General features: G+C 66.8%; 17 protein-coding genes and 1 pseudogene. 10 read left to right on the top strand and 8 right to left on the bottom strand.

The window, feature by feature from the left end:
* The 5 genes from pyrR to gshB form a co-directional block, all read right to left on the bottom strand.
* On the bottom strand, positions 1-401 hold a 401-nt coding region (pyrR, locus tag B3E94_RS09030; RefSeq protein WP_286913158.1), incomplete at its 3' end, for a bifunctional pyr operon transcriptional regulator/uracil phosphoribosyltransferase PyrR.
* Between the two features lie 49 nt (positions 402-450).
* Positions 451-876 (bottom strand): Holliday junction resolvase RuvX, encoded by a 426-nt coding sequence (gene ruvX / locus B3E94_RS09025; RefSeq protein ID WP_110748630.1) that lies wholly within the window; start codon positions 874-876, stop codon positions 451-453.
* Positions 876-1,445 carry a YqgE/AlgH family protein gene (locus B3E94_RS09020; RefSeq protein WP_176514076.1) on the bottom strand — a complete coding sequence of 190 codons (570 nt, stop codon included), beginning with the start codon at positions 1,443-1,445 and terminating at the stop codon, positions 876-878. Before B3E94_RS09020 ends, ruvX begins: the two co-directional genes overlap by 1 nt.
* 125 nt (positions 1,446-1,570) lie before the next feature.
* On the bottom strand, positions 1,571-2,470 hold the full coding sequence (locus B3E94_RS09015) for an energy transducer TonB (protein WP_236237483.1): 900 nt from the start codon (positions 2,468-2,470) through the stop codon (positions 1,571-1,573).
* Positions 2,471-2,561: 91 nt separating this feature from the next.
* A complete protein-coding gene (gene gshB, locus B3E94_RS09010) occupies positions 2,562-3,515 on the bottom strand; it encodes a glutathione synthase (protein ID WP_176514080.1) in 954 nt (317 codons plus the stop codon).
* A gap of 197 nt (positions 3,516-3,712) precedes the next feature.
* On the opposite strand from gshB, the gene B3E94_RS09005 reads away from it, so the two are divergent.
* The 7 genes from B3E94_RS09005 (at position 3,713) to trhA (ending at position 13,293) form a co-directional block, all read left to right on the top strand.
* Positions 3,713-4,114: a response regulator gene (locus B3E94_RS09005; protein WP_176514083.1), complete on the top strand. Its 402-nt coding sequence runs from the start codon at positions 3,713-3,715 to the stop codon at positions 4,112-4,114.
* 46 nt (positions 4,115-4,160) lie between these two features.
* Positions 4,161-4,526, top strand: a complete 366-nt coding sequence (gene pilH, locus B3E94_RS09000) for a twitching motility response regulator PilH (protein ID WP_176514085.1) — start codon at positions 4,161-4,163, stop codon at positions 4,524-4,526.
* Positions 4,523-5,077 (top strand): chemotaxis protein CheW, encoded by a 555-nt coding sequence (locus tag B3E94_RS08995; RefSeq protein ID WP_008094837.1) that lies wholly within the window; start codon positions 4,523-4,525, stop codon positions 5,075-5,077. The genes pilH and B3E94_RS08995 overlap by 4 nt, the downstream gene beginning before the upstream one ends.
* A gap of 47 nt (positions 5,078-5,124) precedes the next feature.
* Positions 5,125-7,149: a methyl-accepting chemotaxis protein gene (locus tag B3E94_RS08990; protein WP_236193529.1), complete on the top strand. Its 2,025-nt coding sequence runs from the start codon at positions 5,125-5,127 to the stop codon at positions 7,147-7,149.
* Positions 7,150-7,160: 11 nt separating this feature from the next.
* Positions 7,161-12,053, top strand: a complete 4,893-nt coding sequence (locus B3E94_RS08985) for an Hpt domain-containing protein (RefSeq protein ID WP_286913154.1) — start codon at positions 7,161-7,163, stop codon at positions 12,051-12,053.
* Complete coding sequence (locus B3E94_RS08980) at positions 12,046-12,519, top strand: chemotaxis protein CheW (protein ID WP_286913153.1); 474 nt, start codon at positions 12,046-12,048, stop codon at positions 12,517-12,519. Before B3E94_RS08985 ends, B3E94_RS08980 begins: the two co-directional genes overlap by 8 nt.
* A 156-nt stretch (positions 12,520-12,675) precedes the next feature.
* Positions 12,676-13,293, top strand: coding sequence for a PAQR family membrane homeostasis protein TrhA (trhA, locus tag B3E94_RS08975; RefSeq protein WP_176514093.1), 618 nt, complete (start codon positions 12,676-12,678; stop codon positions 13,291-13,293).
* A gap of 6 nt (positions 13,294-13,299) precedes the next feature.
* On the opposite strand, the gene B3E94_RS08970 is transcribed toward trhA, so the two are convergent.
* From B3E94_RS08970 to B3E94_RS08960, 3 genes are all read right to left on the bottom strand, one after another.
* Positions 13,300-14,019, bottom strand: a complete 720-nt coding sequence (locus B3E94_RS08970; protein WP_286913152.1) for a 16S rRNA (uracil(1498)-N(3))-methyltransferase — start codon at positions 14,017-14,019, stop codon at positions 13,300-13,302.
* Between the two features lie 170 nt (positions 14,020-14,189).
* Positions 14,190-15,596: an adenosylmethionine--8-amino-7-oxononanoate transaminase gene (locus B3E94_RS08965; protein ID WP_176514097.1), complete on the bottom strand. Its 1,407-nt coding sequence runs from the start codon at positions 15,594-15,596 to the stop codon at positions 14,190-14,192.
* Between the two features lie 79 nt (positions 15,597-15,675).
* Positions 15,676-16,167, bottom strand: a complete 492-nt coding sequence (locus B3E94_RS08960) for a hypothetical protein (protein ID WP_236237478.1) — start codon at positions 16,165-16,167, stop codon at positions 15,676-15,678.
* A 211-nt stretch (positions 16,168-16,378) separates the two neighbouring features.
* Here B3E94_RS08960 and B3E94_RS08955 point away from each other — a divergent pair, with 211 nt between their 5' ends.
* From B3E94_RS08955 to B3E94_RS08945, 3 genes and pseudogenes are all read left to right on the top strand, one after another.
* Positions 16,379-18,142 carry a flavin monoamine oxidase family protein gene (locus B3E94_RS08955; RefSeq protein ID WP_286913151.1) on the top strand — a complete coding sequence of 588 codons (1,764 nt, stop codon included), beginning with the start codon at positions 16,379-16,381 and terminating at the stop codon, positions 18,140-18,142.
* A 236-nt stretch (positions 18,143-18,378) separates the two neighbouring features.
* Positions 18,379-18,930: a cytochrome b gene (locus B3E94_RS08950; RefSeq protein ID WP_286913149.1), complete on the top strand. Its 552-nt coding sequence runs from the start codon at positions 18,379-18,381 to the stop codon at positions 18,928-18,930.
* Positions 18,931-18,963: 33 nt separating this feature from the next.
* Positions 18,964-19,112: pseudogene (locus B3E94_RS08945) on the top strand (hypothetical protein); the annotation flags it as partial.

The following is a 19,112-nucleotide window of genomic DNA, read 5'->3' as shown; positions in this document are numbered from 1 at the left end:
ATCGGCAGTTCGCCGGCATCCAGGTCGAGCAGGCAGACCAGCGTCACGCTGGCCGGGCGCCCGTAGTCGAACAACTCGTTCAGCGCAGCGCGGATGGTGCGGCCGCTCATCAGCACGTCATCGATCAGCACCAGGTGCTGGCCCTCGACTTCGAACGGCAGCTCCGATGGGCGCACCTGCGGGTGCAGGCCGTTCTGGCTGAAGTCGTCGCGGTAGAAGGACACGTCCAGGGTGCCCAGCGGGCTGCTGTCGGCCATTTCTGCCTGCAGGGCCTGGGCTACCCAGACGCCGCCGGTGCGGATGCCGATGAAGCGTGGCTCGGTGATGCCACGGCGGGCCAGATGGGCGCGAAGGTCGACAGCCATCTGCCGGATCAGGTCGGCGGGATTGGGTAGGCTCATTGCGTGTCTCCTGGAGGGCGCCGGGCTGGCCCGACGCTGAGGCGGGAATTCAGGTGTTGGCCTCCAGCCAGCCTTGCAGCAGCAGGGCGGCGGCGATGGCATCGACCGGGTTGTCGCGGTAGCTGCCGCGCTGGCCGCCACGGGCCAGGCGTTCGCCCTTGGCCTCGAAGGTGGTCAGGCGCTCGTCGTGGGTGTGCACGGGCAGGTTGAAGCGGCCATTAAGGCGGCGGGCGAACTTCTCGGCGCGGGCGCTCATTTCGCTGGGCGTACCGTCCATGTTCAACGGCAGGCCGACGACGATGGCGTCGGGCTTCCACTCGTTGATCAGTTTTTCCACCTGGGCCCAGTCCGGCACGCCGTTCTGTGCCTTCAAGGTGCACAGCTCGCGGGCCTGGCCGGTGATCACCTGGCCGACGGCCACACCGATCTGTTTGCTGCCGTAGTCGAAGCCCAGCAGCAGGCGCAGCTCGGCCATCAGGCGTGGCCCGCCTGGCTGGTCAGCAGGCTCAGGTTGATGCCCAGGCTGGCGGCCGCAGCCTCCAGGCGCTGGTCGCTGGCCAGGCCGAAGATGATCTCGGGGTCGAACGGGCAGTTGAGCCAGGCGTTGTCGGCCAGCTCCGCTTCCAGCTGGCCGGCTTCCCAGCCGGCGTAGCCGAGGGTGATCAGGCTTTTCTGCGGGCCCACGCCGCCGGCGATGGCGAACAGCACGTCCTGGGAGGTGGACAGCGACAGGCCCTGCAGCTCGACGGTGGCCTGGTAGCTGCATTCGCTGGTGTGCAGCACGAAGCCGCGGTCGGTCTGCACCGGGCCGCCCTGGTAGATCGGCACCTGCAAGGTGCTGGCGGGAGGTTCCTCGTCCGGGCGCAACTGCTCGAGAATGTCGGCCAGGTTCAGCTCCTGGGGCCGATTGACCACCAGGCCCATGGCGCCATTGGCGTTGTGCTCGACGATGTACGTGAGGGTCTGGGCGAAGTTCGGATCGGCCATGTGCGGCATGGCGATCAGGAACTGATGCTTGAGATAGCTCGGGGCGAGGGTTTTCATGGGGGATAGTGTGGCGCCAGGTGGCGAGGCTGACAAGGTGCTGTGCGGGCAGTTTGGGGGCCGCTTCGCAGCCCATCGCCGGCAAGCCGGCTCCCACCGGGACGGCGCGGCTGCAAGGCAGCCCCTCAGTTGCTCGACAGGCGATCCCCACGGGCAAAGCGCCAGGTGCGGATGATCTCCAGCCGGTCGAATTCCGCCAGGTCCCCGGTAAACGGCGCGAACGGCGCCGCCAGGCGCACGATGCGCTGCGCCGCCTGGTCCAGCACCGGCTGCCCGGACGACTCCAGCACCAGCACCTCATACAGCGAGCCATCGCGGTTGATCGACACCATCATGCGCAAGTTGCCGTAGATCTGCTGCCGGCGGGCTTCATCCGGGTAGTTGAGGTTGCCCACCCGCTCGACCTTCTTGCGCCACTCTTCCTTGTACCAGGCACCCTTGTCGCGCATGGTCGAGGCGGCATTGAGGCGGTGGATGCGCGGGCGCTTGGCGTACAGCTGCTGTTCGTTGGACAGCTCGGCCTCAAGGCTGGCGATCTGGCTCGACAGCTGCGAGCTGTCGAAATCCGGCGTGGCCGCCGCAGGCTTGGGCTGCGGCTTGCTTTCCTTGGGCTTGGGCTCGACCTTCTGCGGCTTGGGCGCCTTGGTGGCGACGGCGGATTTCTCCGGCGTGGGCGGCACTTCGGGCTTGGCCGCAGGCGGCGGGGTGACCTTGTTGATCTTGCTGTCCTGGAACGGCGCGACCTCGGTGGTCTTGGGCACCGCCTTCTTCTCCAGGGTGCCGCTGCCCTGCTGGTTGTCCTGGGCCTGGAAATCGGCCTTCTCGGGCGCTTTCTCGCTCTTGAAGGTGGCCAGGGTGATGTCCATGGTCTGGCGGATTTCTGCCGGCTTGACCACGGTAAAACCGACGCCGAGGATCAGCGCCAGGTGCACCAGGGCAGCCAGGAACAGGGTAAAGCCAAGCCGGTCCACCGGGCGAACGCGGGGTGGCAGCAGGTCGGCGGGGATGTCGGCGGGCAGCGTCATCAGGTATCCAGCAACCGCGAGGCGGGGCAGCAGCTCAGTCGAATAGGACCGGCATCATACCCCACTGCGCGTCATTGCTCTGTGTCGGCGGTCAGCGCGCCTTCAGCTGGCGATCAATGGCATCCATCAGCTTGCCACCGATATCGGTGTTGTAGGCAGCGTCGATCTCGCGGATGCAGGTCGGGCTGGTGACGTTGATTTCGGTGAGGTAGTCGCCGATCACGTCCAAGCCGACGAACAGCAGGCCCTTTTCGCGCAGGGTCGGGCCGACCTGGGCGGCAATCCAGCGGTCGCGCTCGCTCAGCGGGCGCGCTTCGCCACGCCCACCGGCGGCCAGGTTGCCGCGGGTCTCGCCGCTGGCCGGGATGCGCGCCAGGCAGTAGTCCACCGGCTCGCCGTCGATCATCAGGATGCGCTTGTCGCCGTCCTTGATCGCCGGCAGGTAGGCCTGCGCCATGATCTGCTGGGCGCCCAGCGCGGTCAGGGTTTCCAGGATCACCGAGAGGTTGGGGTCGCCTGCCCGGTGGCGGAAGATCGAGGTGCCGCCCATGCCGTCCAGCGGCTTGAGGATCACGTCACCATGCTCGGCGGCGAACTGGCGGATGATGTCCGGGCGGCGGCTGACCAGGGTCGGCGGCGTGCACTGCGGGAACAGTGTGGCGAACAGTTTTTCGTTGCAGTCGCGCAGGCTCTGCGGGCGGTTGACCACCAGCACGCCTTCGGCCTCGGCCTGCTCCAGCAGGTAGGTGCTGTAGACGAACTCCATGTCGAACGGCGGGTCCTTGCGCATCAGGATCACGTCCAGCTCGGCCAGCGGGCTGTCCTGCTCCTCGCCCAGCTCGAACCAGCGCGCCGGGTCGGCGAACACGTTGAGCGGGCGCATGCGCGCGCGGGCCTTGCCTTGTGCCTGGTACAGGTCGCGCTGCTCCATGTAGAACAGGCTCCAGCCGCGGGCTTGGGCGGCCAGCAGCATGGCCAGCGAGCTGTCCTTCTTGTAGGAGATGGACGCGATGGGGTCCATGACAATGCCGAGGCGAACGCTCATGGGGGTGGTTCCTCTTGGCGGCCGGTAGCCGCGACGAATCGAAAGAAAAGTGGCTCAGGGTGGCGCTGCGAACGCCGCCGGTCAAGGGGGCGGCAGATGGAACGGGCTCCGGGAGTGTGCTAAAAATGCCTTCAGCTTCAAGCTGCACGCCATCCGCGGCCTGCAGCCCTCACTGTGCAGCGATGGTAGCGCAACTTATGGAACAGCCCCTGAAGGTGATGGTGATCGACGATTCACGCACGATCCGCCGCACCGCGCAGATGTTGCTCGGCGAAGCGGGCTGCGAAGTGATCACCGCCAGCGACGGCTTCGATGCCCTGGCCAAGATCGTCGACCACCAGCCGCAGATCATTTTCGTCGACGTGCTGATGCCGCGCCTGGACGGCTACCAGACCTGCGCCGTGATCAAGCACAACAGCGCCTACAAGGACATCCCGGTGATCCTCCTGTCGTCCCGCGACGGCCTGTTCGACAAGGCCCGCGGCCGGGTGGTCGGCTCCGACCAGTTCCTCACCAAACCCTTTGGCAAGGAAGAACTGCTCGATGCGATCCGGGCCCACGTGCCCGGTTTCGTCGCGCAGCAACAACACGCACCCTGACCGCGCCCGAGGTGGCGCGGCTTCTATTTCCTGATGGGGAAACAGCATGGCCCGAGTTCTGATTGTCGACGACTCGCCGACAGAGATGTACAAACTGACCGCCTGGCTGGAAAAACACGGCCACCAGGTGCTCAAGGCCAGCAACGGTGCCGACGCCGTGGCCCTGGCCCGCCAGGAGAAGCCTGACGCGGTGCTGATGGACATCGTCATGCCCGGCATGAATGGCTTCCAGGCCACCCGCCAGCTCAGCAAGGACCCGGAAACCAGCGCGATTCCGGTGCTGATCGTGACCACCAAGGACCAGGAAACCGACCGCATCTGGGCACAGCGCCAGGGCGCGCGCGGTTTCGTCACCAAGCCGGTGGAAGAAGACGCCCTGATCGCCAAGCTCGACGAAGTGCTGGGCGCTTGACCACCCGCCCCCAGGGCGCGTCGCTGACCGCCTTCGAGCTGTTGCTGGACATCGACCGGCGCTGTCGCCTGCTGGTGGCCGACCAGCCCCCGCAGGACACCCGCCTGCAGCAATGGAGCGGCATCGGCTTTCGCATCGCCGGGCAGTGGTTCGTGGCGCCCATGGGCGAGGTCGCCGAGGTGTTGCGCGAGCCGCGCAGCAGCCGGGTGCCGGGCGTGCAGCCGTGGGTCTGCGGCGTTGCCAACCTGCGTGGCCGGCTGCTGCCGGTGATGGACCTGAGCAGCTTCTTCGGCCTCGGCCCGGCAGCCCCGGGCAAGCAGCGCCGGGTGCTGGTGCTGGACCACGAAGACCTGTTCGTCGGCCTGTTGGTCGACGAAGTGCTGGGCCTGCAGCATTTCGCCCTGAGCAGCCTGGAGCTGTCGCCGCCGCAGCCGCTGCTGCGCGCCGCTGCCCGTTTCGTCCAGGGGCATTTCCCGCGTGAACGCAACTGGGCGATCTTCAGCCCCTTCGCCCTGGCCCAGGCGCCGGGCTTTCTCGATGTGGCGTTATAGGACTTTCGAACGTGAACAAGCCGGCCACCAGTGTCGCCCCCAACAGCATGACCCCGCGCACGCGCAGCATCGTGCAGATCACCGTGCTGTTCGTGGTGCTGATCCTGTCGATCATCCTGCTGTTCGCCAACTTCGCCTACCTCAACACCCAGTCCAACCACGACAAGCAATACATCGGCCATGCCGGCGAGCTGCGCGTGCTGTCCCAGCGCATCGCCAAGAACGCCACCGAGGCGGCGGCGGGCAAGGCCCTGGCGTTCAAGCTGCTGTCGGATGCGCGCAACGATTTCGAGCGGCGCTGGGGCTATTTGCGCGAGGGTGACAAGTCCACCGGCCTGCCCGCCGCGCCGGCCACCGTGCGCGATGAAATGGAAGCCGTGCGCCAGGACTGGGAAAACCTGCGCAAGAACACCGACACCATCCTGGCCAGCGAACAGACCGTGCTGTCGTTGCACCAGGTGGCGGCGACCCTTGCCGAAACCGTCCCGCAGTTGCAGGTGGAATACGAAAAAGTCGTCGAGATCCTGCTGCAGAGCGGCGCCCCGGCCAACCAGGTGGTGGTGGCCCAGCGCCAGTTGCTGCTCGCCGAACGCATCCTCGGCTCGGTCAACACCGTGCTGGCCGGCGACGACTCCGCCGCCCAGGCCGCCGACGCCTTCGGCCGCGACGCCAGCCGCTTCGGCCAGGTGCTCGAAGGCATGCTCGCCGGCAATGCGGCGATCCAGGTCACCCGCGTGGAGGACGCCGATGCCCGCGCACGGCTGGCGGAAATCGCCGAGCTGTTCCAGTTCGTCGCCGGCTCCGTGGATGAAATCCTCGAAACCTCGCCCGAGCTGTTCCGCGTGCGTGAGGCGGCGGGCAATATCTTCAGCCTGTCGCAGACCCTGCTCGAAGAAGCCTCGCACCTGGCCAACGGCTTCGAGAACCTGGCCGCAGGCCGCACCCTGGATACCGTGGGCGGCTACGTGCTCGGCCTGCTGGCGCTGGCCTCGATCATCCTGATCGGCCTGGTGATGGTGCGCACCACCAATCGCCAGCTGCGCGAAACTGCCGAAAAGAACGAGCGCAACCAGCAGGCGATCATGCGCCTGCTCGATGAAATAGAAGAACTGGCCGACGGCGACCTGACCGTCACCGTGTCGGTCACCGAGGACTTCACCGGCGCCATCGCCGACTCGATCAACTATTCGGTCGACCAACTGCGCGACCTGGTGGCGACCATCAACCACAGCGCCGAGCAGGTGGCCGCGGCCGTGCAGGACACGCAGAACACCGCCCGCCAGCTGGCCAAGGCCTCCGAGCACCAGGCCGAACAGATCAGCGAGGCGTCGGAAGCAGTGGGCGACATGGTCGAGTCGATCGACCGGGTGTCGGCCCACGCCTACGAGTCGGCCAAGGTGGCCGAGCGCTCGGTGGCCATCGCCAACAAGGGCAACGAGGTGGTGCACAACACCATCAATGGCATGGACAACATTCGCGAGCAGATCCAGGACACCGCCAAGCGGATCAAGCGCCTGGGCGAATCGTCCCAGGAGATCGGCGACATCGTCAGCCTGATCGACGACATTGCCGACCAGACCAACATCCTCGCGCTCAACGCGGCCATCCAGGCGTCGCTGGCGGGCGAGGCCGGGCGCGGCTTTGCCGTGGTCGCCGACGAGGTGCAGCGGCTGGCCGAGCGTTCCTCCTCGGCCACGCGGCAGATCGAGGCACTGGTGCGCACCATCCAGGCCGACACCAACGAGGCGGTGATTTCCATGGAGCAGACCACCGCCGAGGTGGTGCGCGGTGCGCGCCTGGCCCAAGACGCCGGCGTGGCGCTGGCCGAGATCGAAGGCGTATCGCAGAACCTCGCCGAACTTATCCACAGCATCTCCGACGCGGCGCAGCTGCAGACCTCCTCGGCAGGGCAGATTTCCCACACCATGGCAGTGATCCAGCAAATTACCGCGCAGACCTCCGCCGGCTCCGGCGCCACCGCCGACAGCATCCGCCACCTGGCGCGCATGGCCAGCGAGATGCGCCGTTCGGTGTCCGGCTTCACCTTGCCGGCACCGGCCGAGCGGCGTTGATGGACGTACCCATGGCTTCTGCAGCAGTGAACCCCGAACGCCACGACACCGTGGCCCTGGCCTGGACCCGGGCGGCCATCCTCGATTGCCTGGGCCAGGCGCGCCAAGCCCTGGAGCGCTTTGCCGGGGAGACCGACGACCGCTCGATCCTGGCCTTCGTGGTCGACAATCTGCACCAGGTGCATGGCTGCCTGCGCATGCTCGAACTGCGCGGCGCCACGCGCCTGGCCGAAGAGCTCGAACTGCTGGCGCGGGCCTTGGCCGATGGCCAGGTGAGCCCCCGAGGCGACTGCCTGGGCCCGCTGTTTCGCGGCCTCGAACAACTGCCCTCGTACCTGGAGCGGCTGCGCGGCGCGCGCCACGACCTGCCGCTGGTGATGCTGCCACTGCTCAACCAGCTGCGTGCCTGCCGCGGTGTCGAGCCACTGGCCCAGGGCAGCCTGATCAGCGGTGCGGCCCAGCGTTTTGCCGGCTCCGACGACCTGGCCAACCTCGACCTGTCGCTGGGCAACTGGCGCGAACAGGTACAGGCCGGGCCGGGCCGCGATGCCCTGCGCTCGGTGATCACCGCGCTGTGCGACGACCTGGTGCGGATCAAGGAACGGCTTGACCAGTTCGTGCGCAGCGATCGCCAGCACATCGAACAGCTCGATGCCCTGCTGGCGCCGCTGCGGCACGTTGCCGACACCTTGGCAGTGCTGGGTTTCCAGCAGCCTCGGCGGGTCATCATCGACCAGGTGCTGGCCCTGCAGGCCCTGGCCCAGGGCGAGCGTGCGGTGGATGACCCGGTGCTGATGGATGTGGCCGGCGCGCTGCTGTACGTGGAGGCCAGCCTCAATGGCATGGTCGGCCCGATAGAAGAGGGCGGGCAGAACGGGCTGCCTGGCTCGGACCTGGCCGAGATCCGCCAACTGGTGCTCAACGAGTCGCTGGCCGTGTTGCAGCAGGCCAAGGACCTGATCGGCGACTACCTCGAATCCGATTGGCCGCGCCAGCGCCTGCAGCCGCTGCCCGGCTTGTTGCAGCAGGTGCGCGGGGCGCTGGCGATGCTGATGCTGCCTGCCGCTGCGCAGGTGTTCGGCGGCTGCGCAAGCTATGTGCAGGGCTGGCTGCAGCACCTGGATGTGGAGCCGCCAGCGGATCAACTGGAGCACTTGGCGCAGGCGCTCAGCGCCGGCGAGTGCTACCTGCAGTGGCGGGTGGCCGACCCGCTCGCCGATGGCCAGCCGTTCCTCGACATGGCCCGCGTCAGCCTGGCGGCGCTGGGTGTGGCGTGCAGCCATGGCGAGGCGCCGGGCAGCCACGACGACAGCAGCGATGGCATCGACGACGAGCTGCGCGAAGTGTTTCTCGAAGAGGCCGGCGAGCTGTTGCCGGAGATCGAGCGCCACTGGCTGCGCTGGCGCGCCGACAACAGCCTGCGTGACGCCCTGGTGGAAGTGCGCCGCGACCTGCACACGCTCAAGGGCAGCGGGCGCATGGTGCATGCCCAGGCTGTCGCCGAGCTGGCCTGGGGCGGCGAACACCTGCTCAACCGCGTGCTCGAAGGGCGCATCGCGCTGTCGCCGGAAGGCGCCGTGGCGCTGCAGCAGGTGGTGGTGCACCTGCCGGACCTGCTGGCCGACTTCGCCGCCGGGCAGATGCCGCAAGTCACCGAGATCGAGCAGTTGGCCAGCCACCTGCACGCGCTGGCCGAGAACGACACGCTTGCCAGCGCCGACATCCAGGGCCTGGACCCGCAACTGCTGGATATCTTCCGCAATGAGGCCCAGGGCCACCTGGCCAGCCTGGACGCCTTCCTGCAGGCGGCCAACGGGCAGGGCACGCCGGTCAGCGATGACCTGCAGCGCGCCTTGCACACGCTCAAGGGCAGCGCTGCCATGGCCGGGGTGATGCCGATCGCCGAGCTGGCCACGGCGTTCGACCGCCTGGTGCGCGAATACCGCGGCCACCAGTTGCCATTGCAAGGGGCCGAAATCGCCTGGCTGGAGGCGGCGCATGCGCTGTTCCAGCAGGGCCTGGCGCAACTGGGCAGCACCCCGTTGGCGGCTATCCCGGGCGCTGCACCCTTGATCGAGCAGGTGGGCGAGGCAGTGGACGAACGCCTGGCGACCCTGCACGAGGAGCAGTCCCATGCACGGCGCAACGCCCGCGACCCGCAACGCACAGCTCTGTTCCTGGCCCAGGCCATGGACATCCTGCTGGATGCCGAGTCGCTGCTGTCGCGTTGGCAGGAGCAACCTGGCCAGCGCCAGTCGCTGGACAGCCTGCTCGATGAGTTGACCACGCTGTGCCACGCGGCCCACCTGGCCGACCTGTGGCAGATGGATGACGTCTGCGAGGCCCTGCTGGACCTCTACGGCGCCGTCGAAGAGGGCAGCCTGGGGGCCGATGCCCGCTTCTTCGCCCAGGCCCGGCAGGCCCATGAAGCGCTGCTCGACATGCTCGATGAGGTGGCTGCCGGCCAGGAGCTGACCCCGCGCCCCGATTGCGTCGATGGCCTGCGCGCCTTGCTCGCCAGCGCCCTGGCACCGGAGGCCACGGGCCTGGTGGCGCCTGGGGCGGTGACGCCGCTGAACGCGCCGCTGGAGCTGGCCGAGGAAGATGACAGCCCCGGCGACAAGGAGCTGCTGGAAGTCTTCCTCGAAGAAAGCTCGGACATCGTCGAAAGCGCCGGCGCCGCGCTGGCCCGCTGGCAGGCCGACCCGCGCAACAGCGTCGAGGTGGAAAACCTGCTGCGCGACCTGCATACCCTCAAGGGCGGCGCGCGCATGGTGGAAATCGCCGCCATCGGCGACCTGGCCCACGAACTGGAATTTCTCTACGAACTGCTCGCGGCCGGGCGCTTGCCGCCCAGTGCGGCGCTGTTCGCCTTGCTGCAGAACTGCCATGACCGCCTGGCGCACATGCTCGATGCCGTGCGCCTGGGCCAGCCGCTGCACGCGGCCACCGCGCTGATCGACTACATCCGCAACTTCAGCAGCGCCGCCTTGACCGACAGTGCTGCCGGCCAGGCGCCGGCCGAAGCGGCGCACCCCGACCAGCCCAGCGCTGCGCCGGAGCGTGCGGCCGGCGACATGGTCAAGGTCGACGCCGAACTGCTCGACGACCTGGGCAACCTGGCCGGCGAGCACTCGGTCATCCGGGGGCGTATCGAGCAGCAGGTCAACGACGCCCAGTTCGCCCTCAACGAAATGGAAACCACGCTGGAGCGCATGCGCGACCAGCTGCTGCGCCTGGACAACGAGACCCAGGGGCGGCTCAGCAGCCGGCAGCCGTTCGAAGGCGACGCCTACGAAGATTTCGACCCGCTGGAAATGGACCGCCACTCCCAGCTGCAGCAGTTGTCGCGGGCCTTGTTCGAATCGGCCTCCGACCTGCTCGACCTGAAAGAGACACTGGCCCTGCGCGCCCAGGAGGCCTACAGCCTGCTGCAGCAGCAGGCGCGGGTGAACAGCCAGTTGCAGGAGGGCCTGACCGCCACCCTGATGGTGCCGTTCGAGCGCCTGGTGCCGCGCCTGCAGCGGGTGGTGCGGCAGGTGGCGAGCGAGCTGGGCAAGCAGGTCGAGCTGGTGGTCGGCAACGCCGAGGGCGAGCTGGACCGCAGCGTGCTCGAGCGCATGGTCGCGCCGCTGGAGCACATGCTGCGCAATGCCGTCGACCATGGCCTGGAAGCACGCGAAGTGCGCCTGGCCGCCGGCAAGCCGGAGCAGGGCACCATTGCCCTGAACCTGTTGCACGAGGGCGCCGACATCGTCATCGAAATGACCGACGACGGCGCCGGCGTGCCTCTGCAGGCGGTGCGCCGCAAGGCCATCAAGCGCGGCCTGCTCGACCCCCAGGCCAACCTCAGCGATCACGAGATCCTCCAGTTCATCCTGCGCCCGGGGTTTTCCACCGCCGAGAAGATCACCCAGATTTCCGGGCGCGGCCTGGGCATGGACGTGGTGCACGAGGAGGTCAAGCAACTGGGCGGCTCGATGACCATCGAGTCGGCCCAGGGCAAGGGCGCGCGCTTCCTCATTCGCCTGCCGTTCACGGTGTCGATCAACCGCGCCCTGATGGTGCACCTGGGCGAGGAGCAGTACGCCATCCCGCTCAACACCATCGAGGGCATCGTGCGCGTGCCGCCGGCGGAGCTGGCCGCCTGCTACCAGCTGGATGCGCCGCGCTACGTGTATGCCGGCCACGAATACCAGCTGCGTTACCTCGGCGAGCTGCTGCAAGGGCTGCCGCGGCCCGGCCTGCTGGGGCAGAGCGTGCCGCTGCCGGTGCTGCTGGTGCATTCCCAGGAGCAGTCGTTCGCGATCCAGGTCGACAGCCTGTCGCCAAGCCGCGAGATCGTGGTGAAGAGCCTTGGGCCGCAATTTGCCGCCGTGGCGGGTTTGTCGGGCGCGACCTTGCTCGGCGATGGCCGGGTGGTGCTGATTCTCGACCTGCTCGGCCAGTTGCGCGGCCAGCAGCGGCGCCTGGCGCGCCTGCCGGGCGGCAGCGGGGTGCAGAGCACGCTGTTCGGCCCGGCGCCACGGCGCGCCTTGCTGGTGATGGTGGTGGACGATTCGGTGACGGTGCGCAAGGTCACCAGCCGCCTGCTCGAGCGCCACGGCATGAGCGTGCTGACCGCCAAGGACGGGGTCGATGCCATGGCCCTTCTGGAAGAACACCGCCCCGACGTGCTGCTGCTGGATATCGAGATGCCGCGCATGGACGGCTTCGAAGTGGCCACCCGCATTCGCCGTGACGAGCGGCTCAAGGACCTGCCGATCATCATGATCACCTCACGCACCGGGCAGAAGCACCGCGACCGGGCCATGGCCATCGGGGTCAACGATTACCTGGGCAAGCCGTACCAGGAGTCGGTGCTGCTGCAGAGCATCGCCCATTGGAGCCAGCACCATGCTTGAACTGATCGCCGGCCAGCGCAGCAGCTTGACCGGCCTGCTGCTGCCCCTGGGTGACCGCACCCTGGTGCTGCCGAACGTGGCCGTGGCCGAACTGATCGGCCAGCGCAACCTCTTGTGCCGGCCAGGCGAGCCGGCCTGGCACCTGGGCTGGCTCGACTGGCGCCAGCAGCACTTGCCGCTGATCGGCTTCGAGGCCGCCTGCGGCGGCGAAACGCCGTGTGGCGAGCGGGCGCGGGTGGTGGTGCTCAATGCCCTGGGCGATACCGGGCTGCGTTATCTGGCGCTGTTGCTGCAGGACATCCCGCGCTCGTGCAAGCTCGACAGCCAGCTCAACTATGTGGATGTGGCGCTGGGCAGCCTGGAGCTGGCGGCGGTGCAGGTGGGCGAGCAGGTGGCGCGGGTGCCGGACCTGGTCGGGCTGGAAAGGCTGGTGCGTGACGCGCAATTGCAACCTGGGGTTGGGTAGGATGTGAGGCTGATGGCCCCTTCGCGGGGCAAGCCCGCTCCCACAAGGCAGCCCCGCAGGCCTCAAGGGTTGTCATGTGGGAGCGGGCTTGCCCCGCGAAGGGGCCGCAACCGAAAGAATGAGGAACCCAGCCCACTCAAGGAGGTCTGTGTTTGCATGTATTACGGTGAACGCTTCAACGCCTGGACCCACCTGGTCGGTGCCGTCCTGGCCTGTATCGGTGCCATCTGGCTGATCGTCGTCGCAGGCCTGCAGGGCGACCCCTGGAAGATCGTCAGCTTCTCCATCTACGGCGGCACCTTGCTGCTGCTCTATAGCATCTCGACCCTTTACCACAGCACCCGCGGCCGGGCGAAAGTGATCATGCGCAAGCTCGATCACTTGTCGATCTACCTGCTGATCGCCGGCAGCTACACGCCTTTCTGCCTGGTCAGCCTGCGCGGCCCGTGGGGCTGGAGCCTGTTCGGGGTGGTCTGGGGGCTGGCAGTGATCGGCATGCTGCAGGAAATAAAACCGCGCTCGGAAGCGCGGATTCTGTCGATCATCATCTATGCGGTGATGGGCTGGATCGTGCTGGTGGCGGTCAAGCCATTGCTCGCAAGCCTGGGCACCGCCGGCTTTGCCTGGCTGGCGGCCGGCGGGGTGTTCTACACCGTGGGCATCATCTTCTTCGCCTTCGACAGCCGCTTCCGCCATTGGCACGGCATCTGGCACCTGTTCGTGATCGCCGGCAGCCTCATGCACTTCGTCGCGGTGTCGTTCTACGTGCGTTAGCGCCGGTCAAAAATCGCCCCACAGCTGCTGCGCCACCGCCAAAGCCACCACCGGCGCGGTCTCGGTGCGCAGCACGCGAGGGCCGAGGCGCGCGGCATGAAAACCCGCCGCCTTGGCCTGGTCCACTTCCGCCTCGCTCAGGCCGCCTTCGGGCCCGATCAGGAAGGCCAGGCGTGCCGGCCTGGCGTGGCTGGTCAGTGGCTCGGCGACCGGGTGCAGCACCAGTTTAAGGTCGGCATCGCTGGCCTTGATCCATTCGGCCAGGGTCACTGGCGGGTGGATCACCGGCAGGGTCGAGCGGCCGCATTGCTCGCAGGCGCTGATGGCCACCTGGCGCCAGTGGGCCAGGCGCTTGTCGGCGCGCTCGTCTTTGAGGCGCACTTCGCAGCGTTCGCTGACGATCGGGGTGATTTCGTTGACGCCCAGTTCGGTGGCCTTCTGGATCGCCCAGTCCATCCGCTCGCCGCGGGACAGGCCTTGGCCCAGGTGCACATGCAGCGCTGAATCGGCCTGGCCGGGCAGGGCCTGGTCGAGGGTCACGCGCACGCTTTTCTTGCCCACTTCGAGCAGTTGGCCGAGGTATTCCTGGCCACTGCCGTCGAACAGTTGCACGGCATCACCCGGGGCCATGCGCAGGACGCGGCCGATGTAGTGGGCCTGGGCCTCGGGCAGGTCGTGATCGCCAAGGCTCAGGGGGGCGTCGATGAAGAAGCGGGACAGTCTCATGGTTCTGCTCAAGCTGAAGGGTGGGCACAGCCCGTAGGAGCGGCCTTGTGTCGCGAAAGGGCTGCAGAGCAGCCCCGTTTTTCAGCGGCGCTGCAACATGCCGGGGGGCCGCTTGCGGCCCTTTCGCGACACAAGGCCGCTCCTACGGGGTATTGCGAACGTAGGTGGGGCTAGCCCGGATCGCGGAAGTCGGGGTGGAAGTTGGCCGGCACCGCGACGCTGACGCTATCACGCGTGGCGATATCGATGCCTTCGCTGGCCACCTCGGCCAGGAAGTCGATCTGCTCCGGGGTGATCACATACGGCGGCAGGAAGTACACCACGCTGCCCAGCGGGCGCAACAGGGCGCCGCGGCTCAGGGCATGCTCGAACACCTTCAGGCCGCGGCGCTCTTGCCACGGGTAGGCGACCTTGCCGGCCTTGTCCTGGACCATCTCGATGGCCAGGGCCATGCCGGTCTGGCGGATTTCGGCGACATGCGCGTGGTCGGCCAGGTGCGCGGTGGCGCTGGCCATGCGCGCCGACAACGCCTTGTTGGCCTCGATCACGTTGTCCTGCTCGAAGATGTCCAGCGTCGCCAGGGCCGCAGCGCAGGCCAGCGGGTTGCCGGTGTAGCTGTGCGAGTGGAGGAACGCGCGCAGGGTCGGGTAGTCGTCGTAGAACGCCTGGTACACGGTGTCGGTGGTCAGGCACGCGGCCAGCGGCAGGTAGCCACCGGTCAGGGCCTTGGACAGGCACAGGAAATCGGGGCGGATGCCGGCCTGTTCGCAGGCGAACATCGTGCCGGTACGGCCGAAGCCCACGGCGATTTCGTCGTGGATCAGGTGCACGCCATAGCGGTCGCAGGCCTCGCGCAGCAGCTTGAGGTACACCGGGTGGTACATGCGCATGCCGCCGGCGCCCTGGATCAGCGGCTCGATGATCACCGCCGAAATGGTGGCGTGGTGCTCGGCCAAGGTCTGCTCCATGGCCGCGAACAGGTTGCGCGAGTGCTCTTCCCAGCTCATGCCCTCGGGGCGCAGGTAGCAGTCCGGGCTGGGCACCTTGATGGTGTCGAGCAGCAGGGCCTTGTAGGTTTCGGTGAACAGCGGCACGTCGCCGACCGACATGGCGGCGATGGTTTCGCCGTGGTAGCTGTTGGTCAGGGTGACGAAGCGCTTTTTCTCTGGTTTGCCGATGTTCTGCCAGTAGTGGAAGCTCATCTTCAGCGCCACTTCGATGCACGACGAGCCATTGTCGGCGTAGAACACCCGGTCCAGGCCGGCCGGCGTCATGGCCACCAGGCGCTCGGACAGCTCGATCACCGGCTGGTGGCTGAAGCCTGCGAGGATCACGTGCTCGAGCTGGTCGACCTGGTCCTTGATGCGCTGGTTGATGCGCGGGTTGGCATGGCCGAACACGTTGACCCACCAGCTGCTGACCGCATCCAGGTAGCGTTTGCCCTCGAAGTCCTCGAGCCACACGCCTTCGCCGCGCTTGATCGGGATCAGCGGCAGTTGCTCGTGGTCTTTCATCTGGGTGCAGGGGTGCCACAGGACCTTGAGGTCACGTTGCATCCACTGATCGTTGAGGCCCATCGGCACTTCTCCTGGCGTTGCGGCATGGTTTGACCGCGTAAGCCTAAGCAATGCCAGGGGGCAGGACAACCGCTAGTGGTCAATGGCGGCAGGTGCCCGTCCATTCGAGCTTGCGGATGTGCACGGTGCCGGCCTGGGAGGTGGAGATGGTCAGGCGCCGAAACGGCCCGTCGAGGATCTGCTGGTAGGGCTGGGTGGCGATGGGGCCGGGCATGAACGCGGTGTGGCCGCTGCCGGACAGCGTGAGCCAATAGAAGCTGCGCGGGATCGGTACGAACAGGTCGGCTTCGTCGGCGTCGGTATCGAGCAACATGTGTACATCGTCGTAGTGCTGGTCGCTGACCACGTAGTACTCCAGGCAAAGGCTCTCGACCTCCTGGCTGAAGACGATCTCCACCTCGCTGTGCTCGCCAATCACCAGTTCGGTGCCGTGCTCGCCCTTGAAGGCTTCGTGAAAGCCCGTCCACGAGGTGCTGTTGGCGCAGATGCTCAACCCTGAGGGGGTGAGCAAGGCCTGTTTGTGCCACAGAAACTGCCTCTGGACCTGTGCGAAATGCTCCTCATAGATCATGCGCAGCTCCTTTTGTCGGTTCTTCTGGCTACGCGTGAGAGCATCGCCCGCAAACGCAAAGCCGGCTACTGACAAAAATGCCAGTTGCCAAAGGCACTTGATATCGCCGTGCTGGCAGGGTCTGCAGACCTGACGTATTCTTAACGCATCTCGCTCGGGGCAATTCTTGCCTCTTCCCATTCCTGTAACGTCTGACTCGGAGTTCGCCATCATGGCTGCTGCTTGGGTGCGCCTGTGCGCGTTGGTATTGATCGGTGTATCCAGCGGCGCCACGCTGGCCAAGGACAAGACACCTACGGCGATCGTCGTGGGCGGTGGCCTGGCAGGCCTGACCGCGGCCTACGAGCTGCAGAACAAGGGCTGGCAGGTGACCCTGCTGGAAGCCAAGTCGGGCATGGGCGGGCGTTCGGGGCTGGCCACCAGCGAGTGGATCGGCAACGGCAAGGCCCAGCCGGTGCTCAACCAGTACCTGGACCATTTCAAGCTTGAAACCCTGCCGGCACCGGAGTTCGTGCGGACCCCGGGCTACCTGATCGACGGCGAGTACTTCAGCGCCGCGGACCTGGCCACCAAGCAGCCCGCCACCGCCGAGGCACTCAAGCGCTACGAGAAGACTCTCGACGACCTGGCCCGCTCCATCGACGACCCGCTCAACCCCCAGGCCAACAGCACCCTGTTCGCCCTCGACCAGATCAACGTGTCCAGTTGGCTCGACAAGCTGCAACTGCCGACCACCGCACGGCAACTGGTCAACCAGCAGATCCGCACCCGCTACGATGAGCCGTCGCGCCTGTCGTTGCTCTATTTCGCCCAGCAGAACCGCGTCTACCGGGGTGTCAGCGACCGCGACCTGCGTGCCGCGCGCTTGCCAGGCGGCAGCCCGGTGCTGGCCCAGGCCTTCGTCAAGCAGCTGAAAACCATCAAGACCAGCTCGCCGGTGACCTCCATCGTGCAGGACAAGGACGGCGTGACGGTCAAGGCCGGCAGCGTCGGCTACCAGGCCGACTACGTGGTCATGGCCGTGCCGCTGCGCGCCCTGGCCAAGATCCAGATCACCCCGGTGCTCGATACCCAGCACGTGGCCGCGCTGCGGGGCACCAACTACGGCTGGCGCGACCAGTTGATGCTCAAGTTCAAGCAGCCGGTGTGGGAAAGCCGTTCGCGGATGTCTGGCGAAATCTTCAGTAACGCCGGCCTCGGCATGCTGTGGATCGAGCCGGCACTCAAGGGTGGCGCCAACGTTGTGATCAACCTGTCCGGCGACAATGCGCGGCTGCTGCAGGCCTTTGGCGACAAGCAGATGGTCGACCAGGTGCTGATCCGCCTGCACGCCTTCTACCCACAGGCCCGTGGCGCGTTCACCGGTTACGAGGTCAAGCGCTACAGCACCGACGCCGGCACCGGCGGCGCCTACCTGGCCTACGGCCCGGGGCAGATCAGCAAGTACTGGCGCCTGTGGGAGCGCCCGGTGCAGCGCATCGCCTTCGCCGGCGAGCATACCGACGCCCTTTACCCAGGCACCCTGGAAGGCGCCCTGCGCAGTGGCCAGCGTGCGGCCAGCCAGGTGCAGGACCTGCTGGCCGGCAAGTCGTTCGACCCGGCCAAGGCCGCGACCGTGGCGGCTGCGGCAGGCGCAGCCGCGGCGGCGAGCAAGGACAAGGGCGGGTTCTTCTCGCGCCTGTTCGGTGGCGGCGACAAGCCTGAAGTGAAGGCTGCACCGGTGCCCAAGGCCGAGGAAGTGGCCCCGGCGCCAGCACCCGCGCCAGTGGCGGCACCTGCCCCGGTAGTGCCGGCACCGATCGCCAAGGAAGAACCCGCCAAGCCAGCTGCGACCAAGGCCGCTCCGGCCAAACAGGCGCCCGCGCACAAGCCGGCGGCCAAGCAGGCGCACAAGGCGGCTGAGCCGAAGAAGGCGACCGTGAAGTCCGAACCTGCCAAGAAGCCGGTGAGCGACGCCCAGGCCAAGGCTGGCTGATGCCTTGACCTGTACCCGCTCCCACAGAGCTAAGCAAATTACCTGTGGGAGCGGGCTTGCCCGCGAAGAGGCCAGTACTGACAGGTTGCTATTTCCCGCTATCGTTAATGTTTCCTTAATAGCCAACTCACACACTATTTATCGGATTTCTCGATAATCCGGAGCAATTTTTTACGCTTTTATTCGATACGATTCGCGTTAGTCTGTGCACAGCTTTCACGGGGAAACACTGCATCATGCAACTGCGCAACTCACCTTCTCGCTATGGCGTCGTCAGCATCGTCCTGCACTGGGGCGTGGCACTGGCGGTCTTCGGGCTGTTCGGCCTGGGCTTGTGGATGGTCGGCCTCGACTACTACAGCCCCTGGCGCAAATCGGCCCCTGACCTGCACAAGAGCATCGGCCTGGTGCTGCTGGCGGTGATGCTGCTGCGCGTACTCTGGCGCTTCATCAGCCCACCGCCTCCGGCGCCGGCCAACCACGGGCCACTCACCCGCCTGGCTGCCAAGCTGGGGCACCTGGCGCTGTACCTGGGGCTGTTCGCGGTGATGGGCGCCGGTTACCTGATTTCCACCGCTGATGGCGTGGGCATCCCGGTCTTCGGCCTGTTCGAAGTGCCTGCACTGATCAGCGACCTGCCCGACCAGGCCGACGTGGCGGGTGTCATCCACCTGTGGTTAGCCTGGGGCCTGGTGATCTTTGCCGTGCTGCATGGCCTGGCAGCCTTGAAACATCATTTCATCGACCGTGACGCGACCCTGACACGCATGCTGGGCCGCAAAGCTTGACTCTCAACTCAATTGCATAGGAAGGAAGTAAGGATGTTGAAAAAGACTTTTGCCGCTCTGGCGCTCGGTACCGCACTGTTCTCCGCCGGCCAGGCCATGGCCGCCGAGTACAAGATCGACAAGGAAGGCCAGCACGCGTTCGTCGACTGGAAGATCAGCCACCTGGGCTACAGCTTCATCCA

The organism is Pseudomonas sp. UBA6315, assembly GCF_002438125.1.
GTDB classification, from domain to species: Bacteria; Pseudomonadota; Gammaproteobacteria; order Pseudomonadales; family Pseudomonadaceae; genus Aquipseudomonas; species Aquipseudomonas faucium.
Note: the sequence above shows the minus strand (reverse complement) of the source record. Positions and strands in the feature narration are given on the sequence as shown.

Bases quoted from the DNA above. Each gene is read 5' to 3' on its own strand.
- ruvX (WP_110748630.1), bottom strand. From the start codon at position 876: ATGGCCGAGCTGCGCCTGCTGCTGGGCTTCGACTACGGCAGCAAACAG.
- B3E94_RS09020 (WP_176514076.1), bottom strand. From the start codon at position 1,445: ATGAAAACCCTCGCCCCGAGCTATCTCAAGCATCAGTTCCTGATCGCC.
- B3E94_RS09015 (WP_236237483.1), bottom strand. From the start codon at position 2,470: ATGACGCTGCCCGCCGACATCCCCGCCGACCTGCTGCCACCCCGCGTT.
- gshB (WP_176514080.1), bottom strand. From the start codon at position 3,515: ATGAGCGTTCGCCTCGGCATTGTCATGGACCCCATCGCGTCCATCTCC.
- B3E94_RS09005 (WP_176514083.1), top strand. From the start codon at position 3,713: ATGGAACAGCCCCTGAAGGTGATGGTGATCGACGATTCACGCACGATC.
- pilH (WP_176514085.1), top strand. From the start codon at position 4,161: ATGGCCCGAGTTCTGATTGTCGACGACTCGCCGACAGAGATGTACAAA.
- B3E94_RS08990 (WP_236193529.1), top strand. From the start codon at position 5,125: ATGACCCCGCGCACGCGCAGCATCGTGCAGATCACCGTGCTGTTCGTG.
- B3E94_RS08985 (WP_286913154.1), top strand. From the start codon at position 7,161: ATGGCTTCTGCAGCAGTGAACCCCGAACGCCACGACACCGTGGCCCTG.
- B3E94_RS08980 (WP_286913153.1), top strand. From the start codon at position 12,046: ATGCTTGAACTGATCGCCGGCCAGCGCAGCAGCTTGACCGGCCTGCTG.
- trhA (WP_176514093.1), top strand. From the start codon at position 12,676: ATGTATTACGGTGAACGCTTCAACGCCTGGACCCACCTGGTCGGTGCC.
- B3E94_RS08970 (WP_286913152.1), bottom strand. From the start codon at position 14,019: ATGAGACTGTCCCGCTTCTTCATCGACGCCCCCCTGAGCCTTGGCGAT.
- B3E94_RS08965 (WP_176514097.1), bottom strand. From the start codon at position 15,596: ATGGGCCTCAACGATCAGTGGATGCAACGTGACCTCAAGGTCCTGTGG.
- B3E94_RS08960 (WP_236237478.1), bottom strand. From the start codon at position 16,167: ATGATCTATGAGGAGCATTTCGCACAGGTCCAGAGGCAGTTTCTGTGG.
- B3E94_RS08955 (WP_286913151.1), top strand. From the start codon at position 16,379: ATGGCTGCTGCTTGGGTGCGCCTGTGCGCGTTGGTATTGATCGGTGTA.
- B3E94_RS08950 (WP_286913149.1), top strand. From the start codon at position 18,379: ATGCAACTGCGCAACTCACCTTCTCGCTATGGCGTCGTCAGCATCGTC.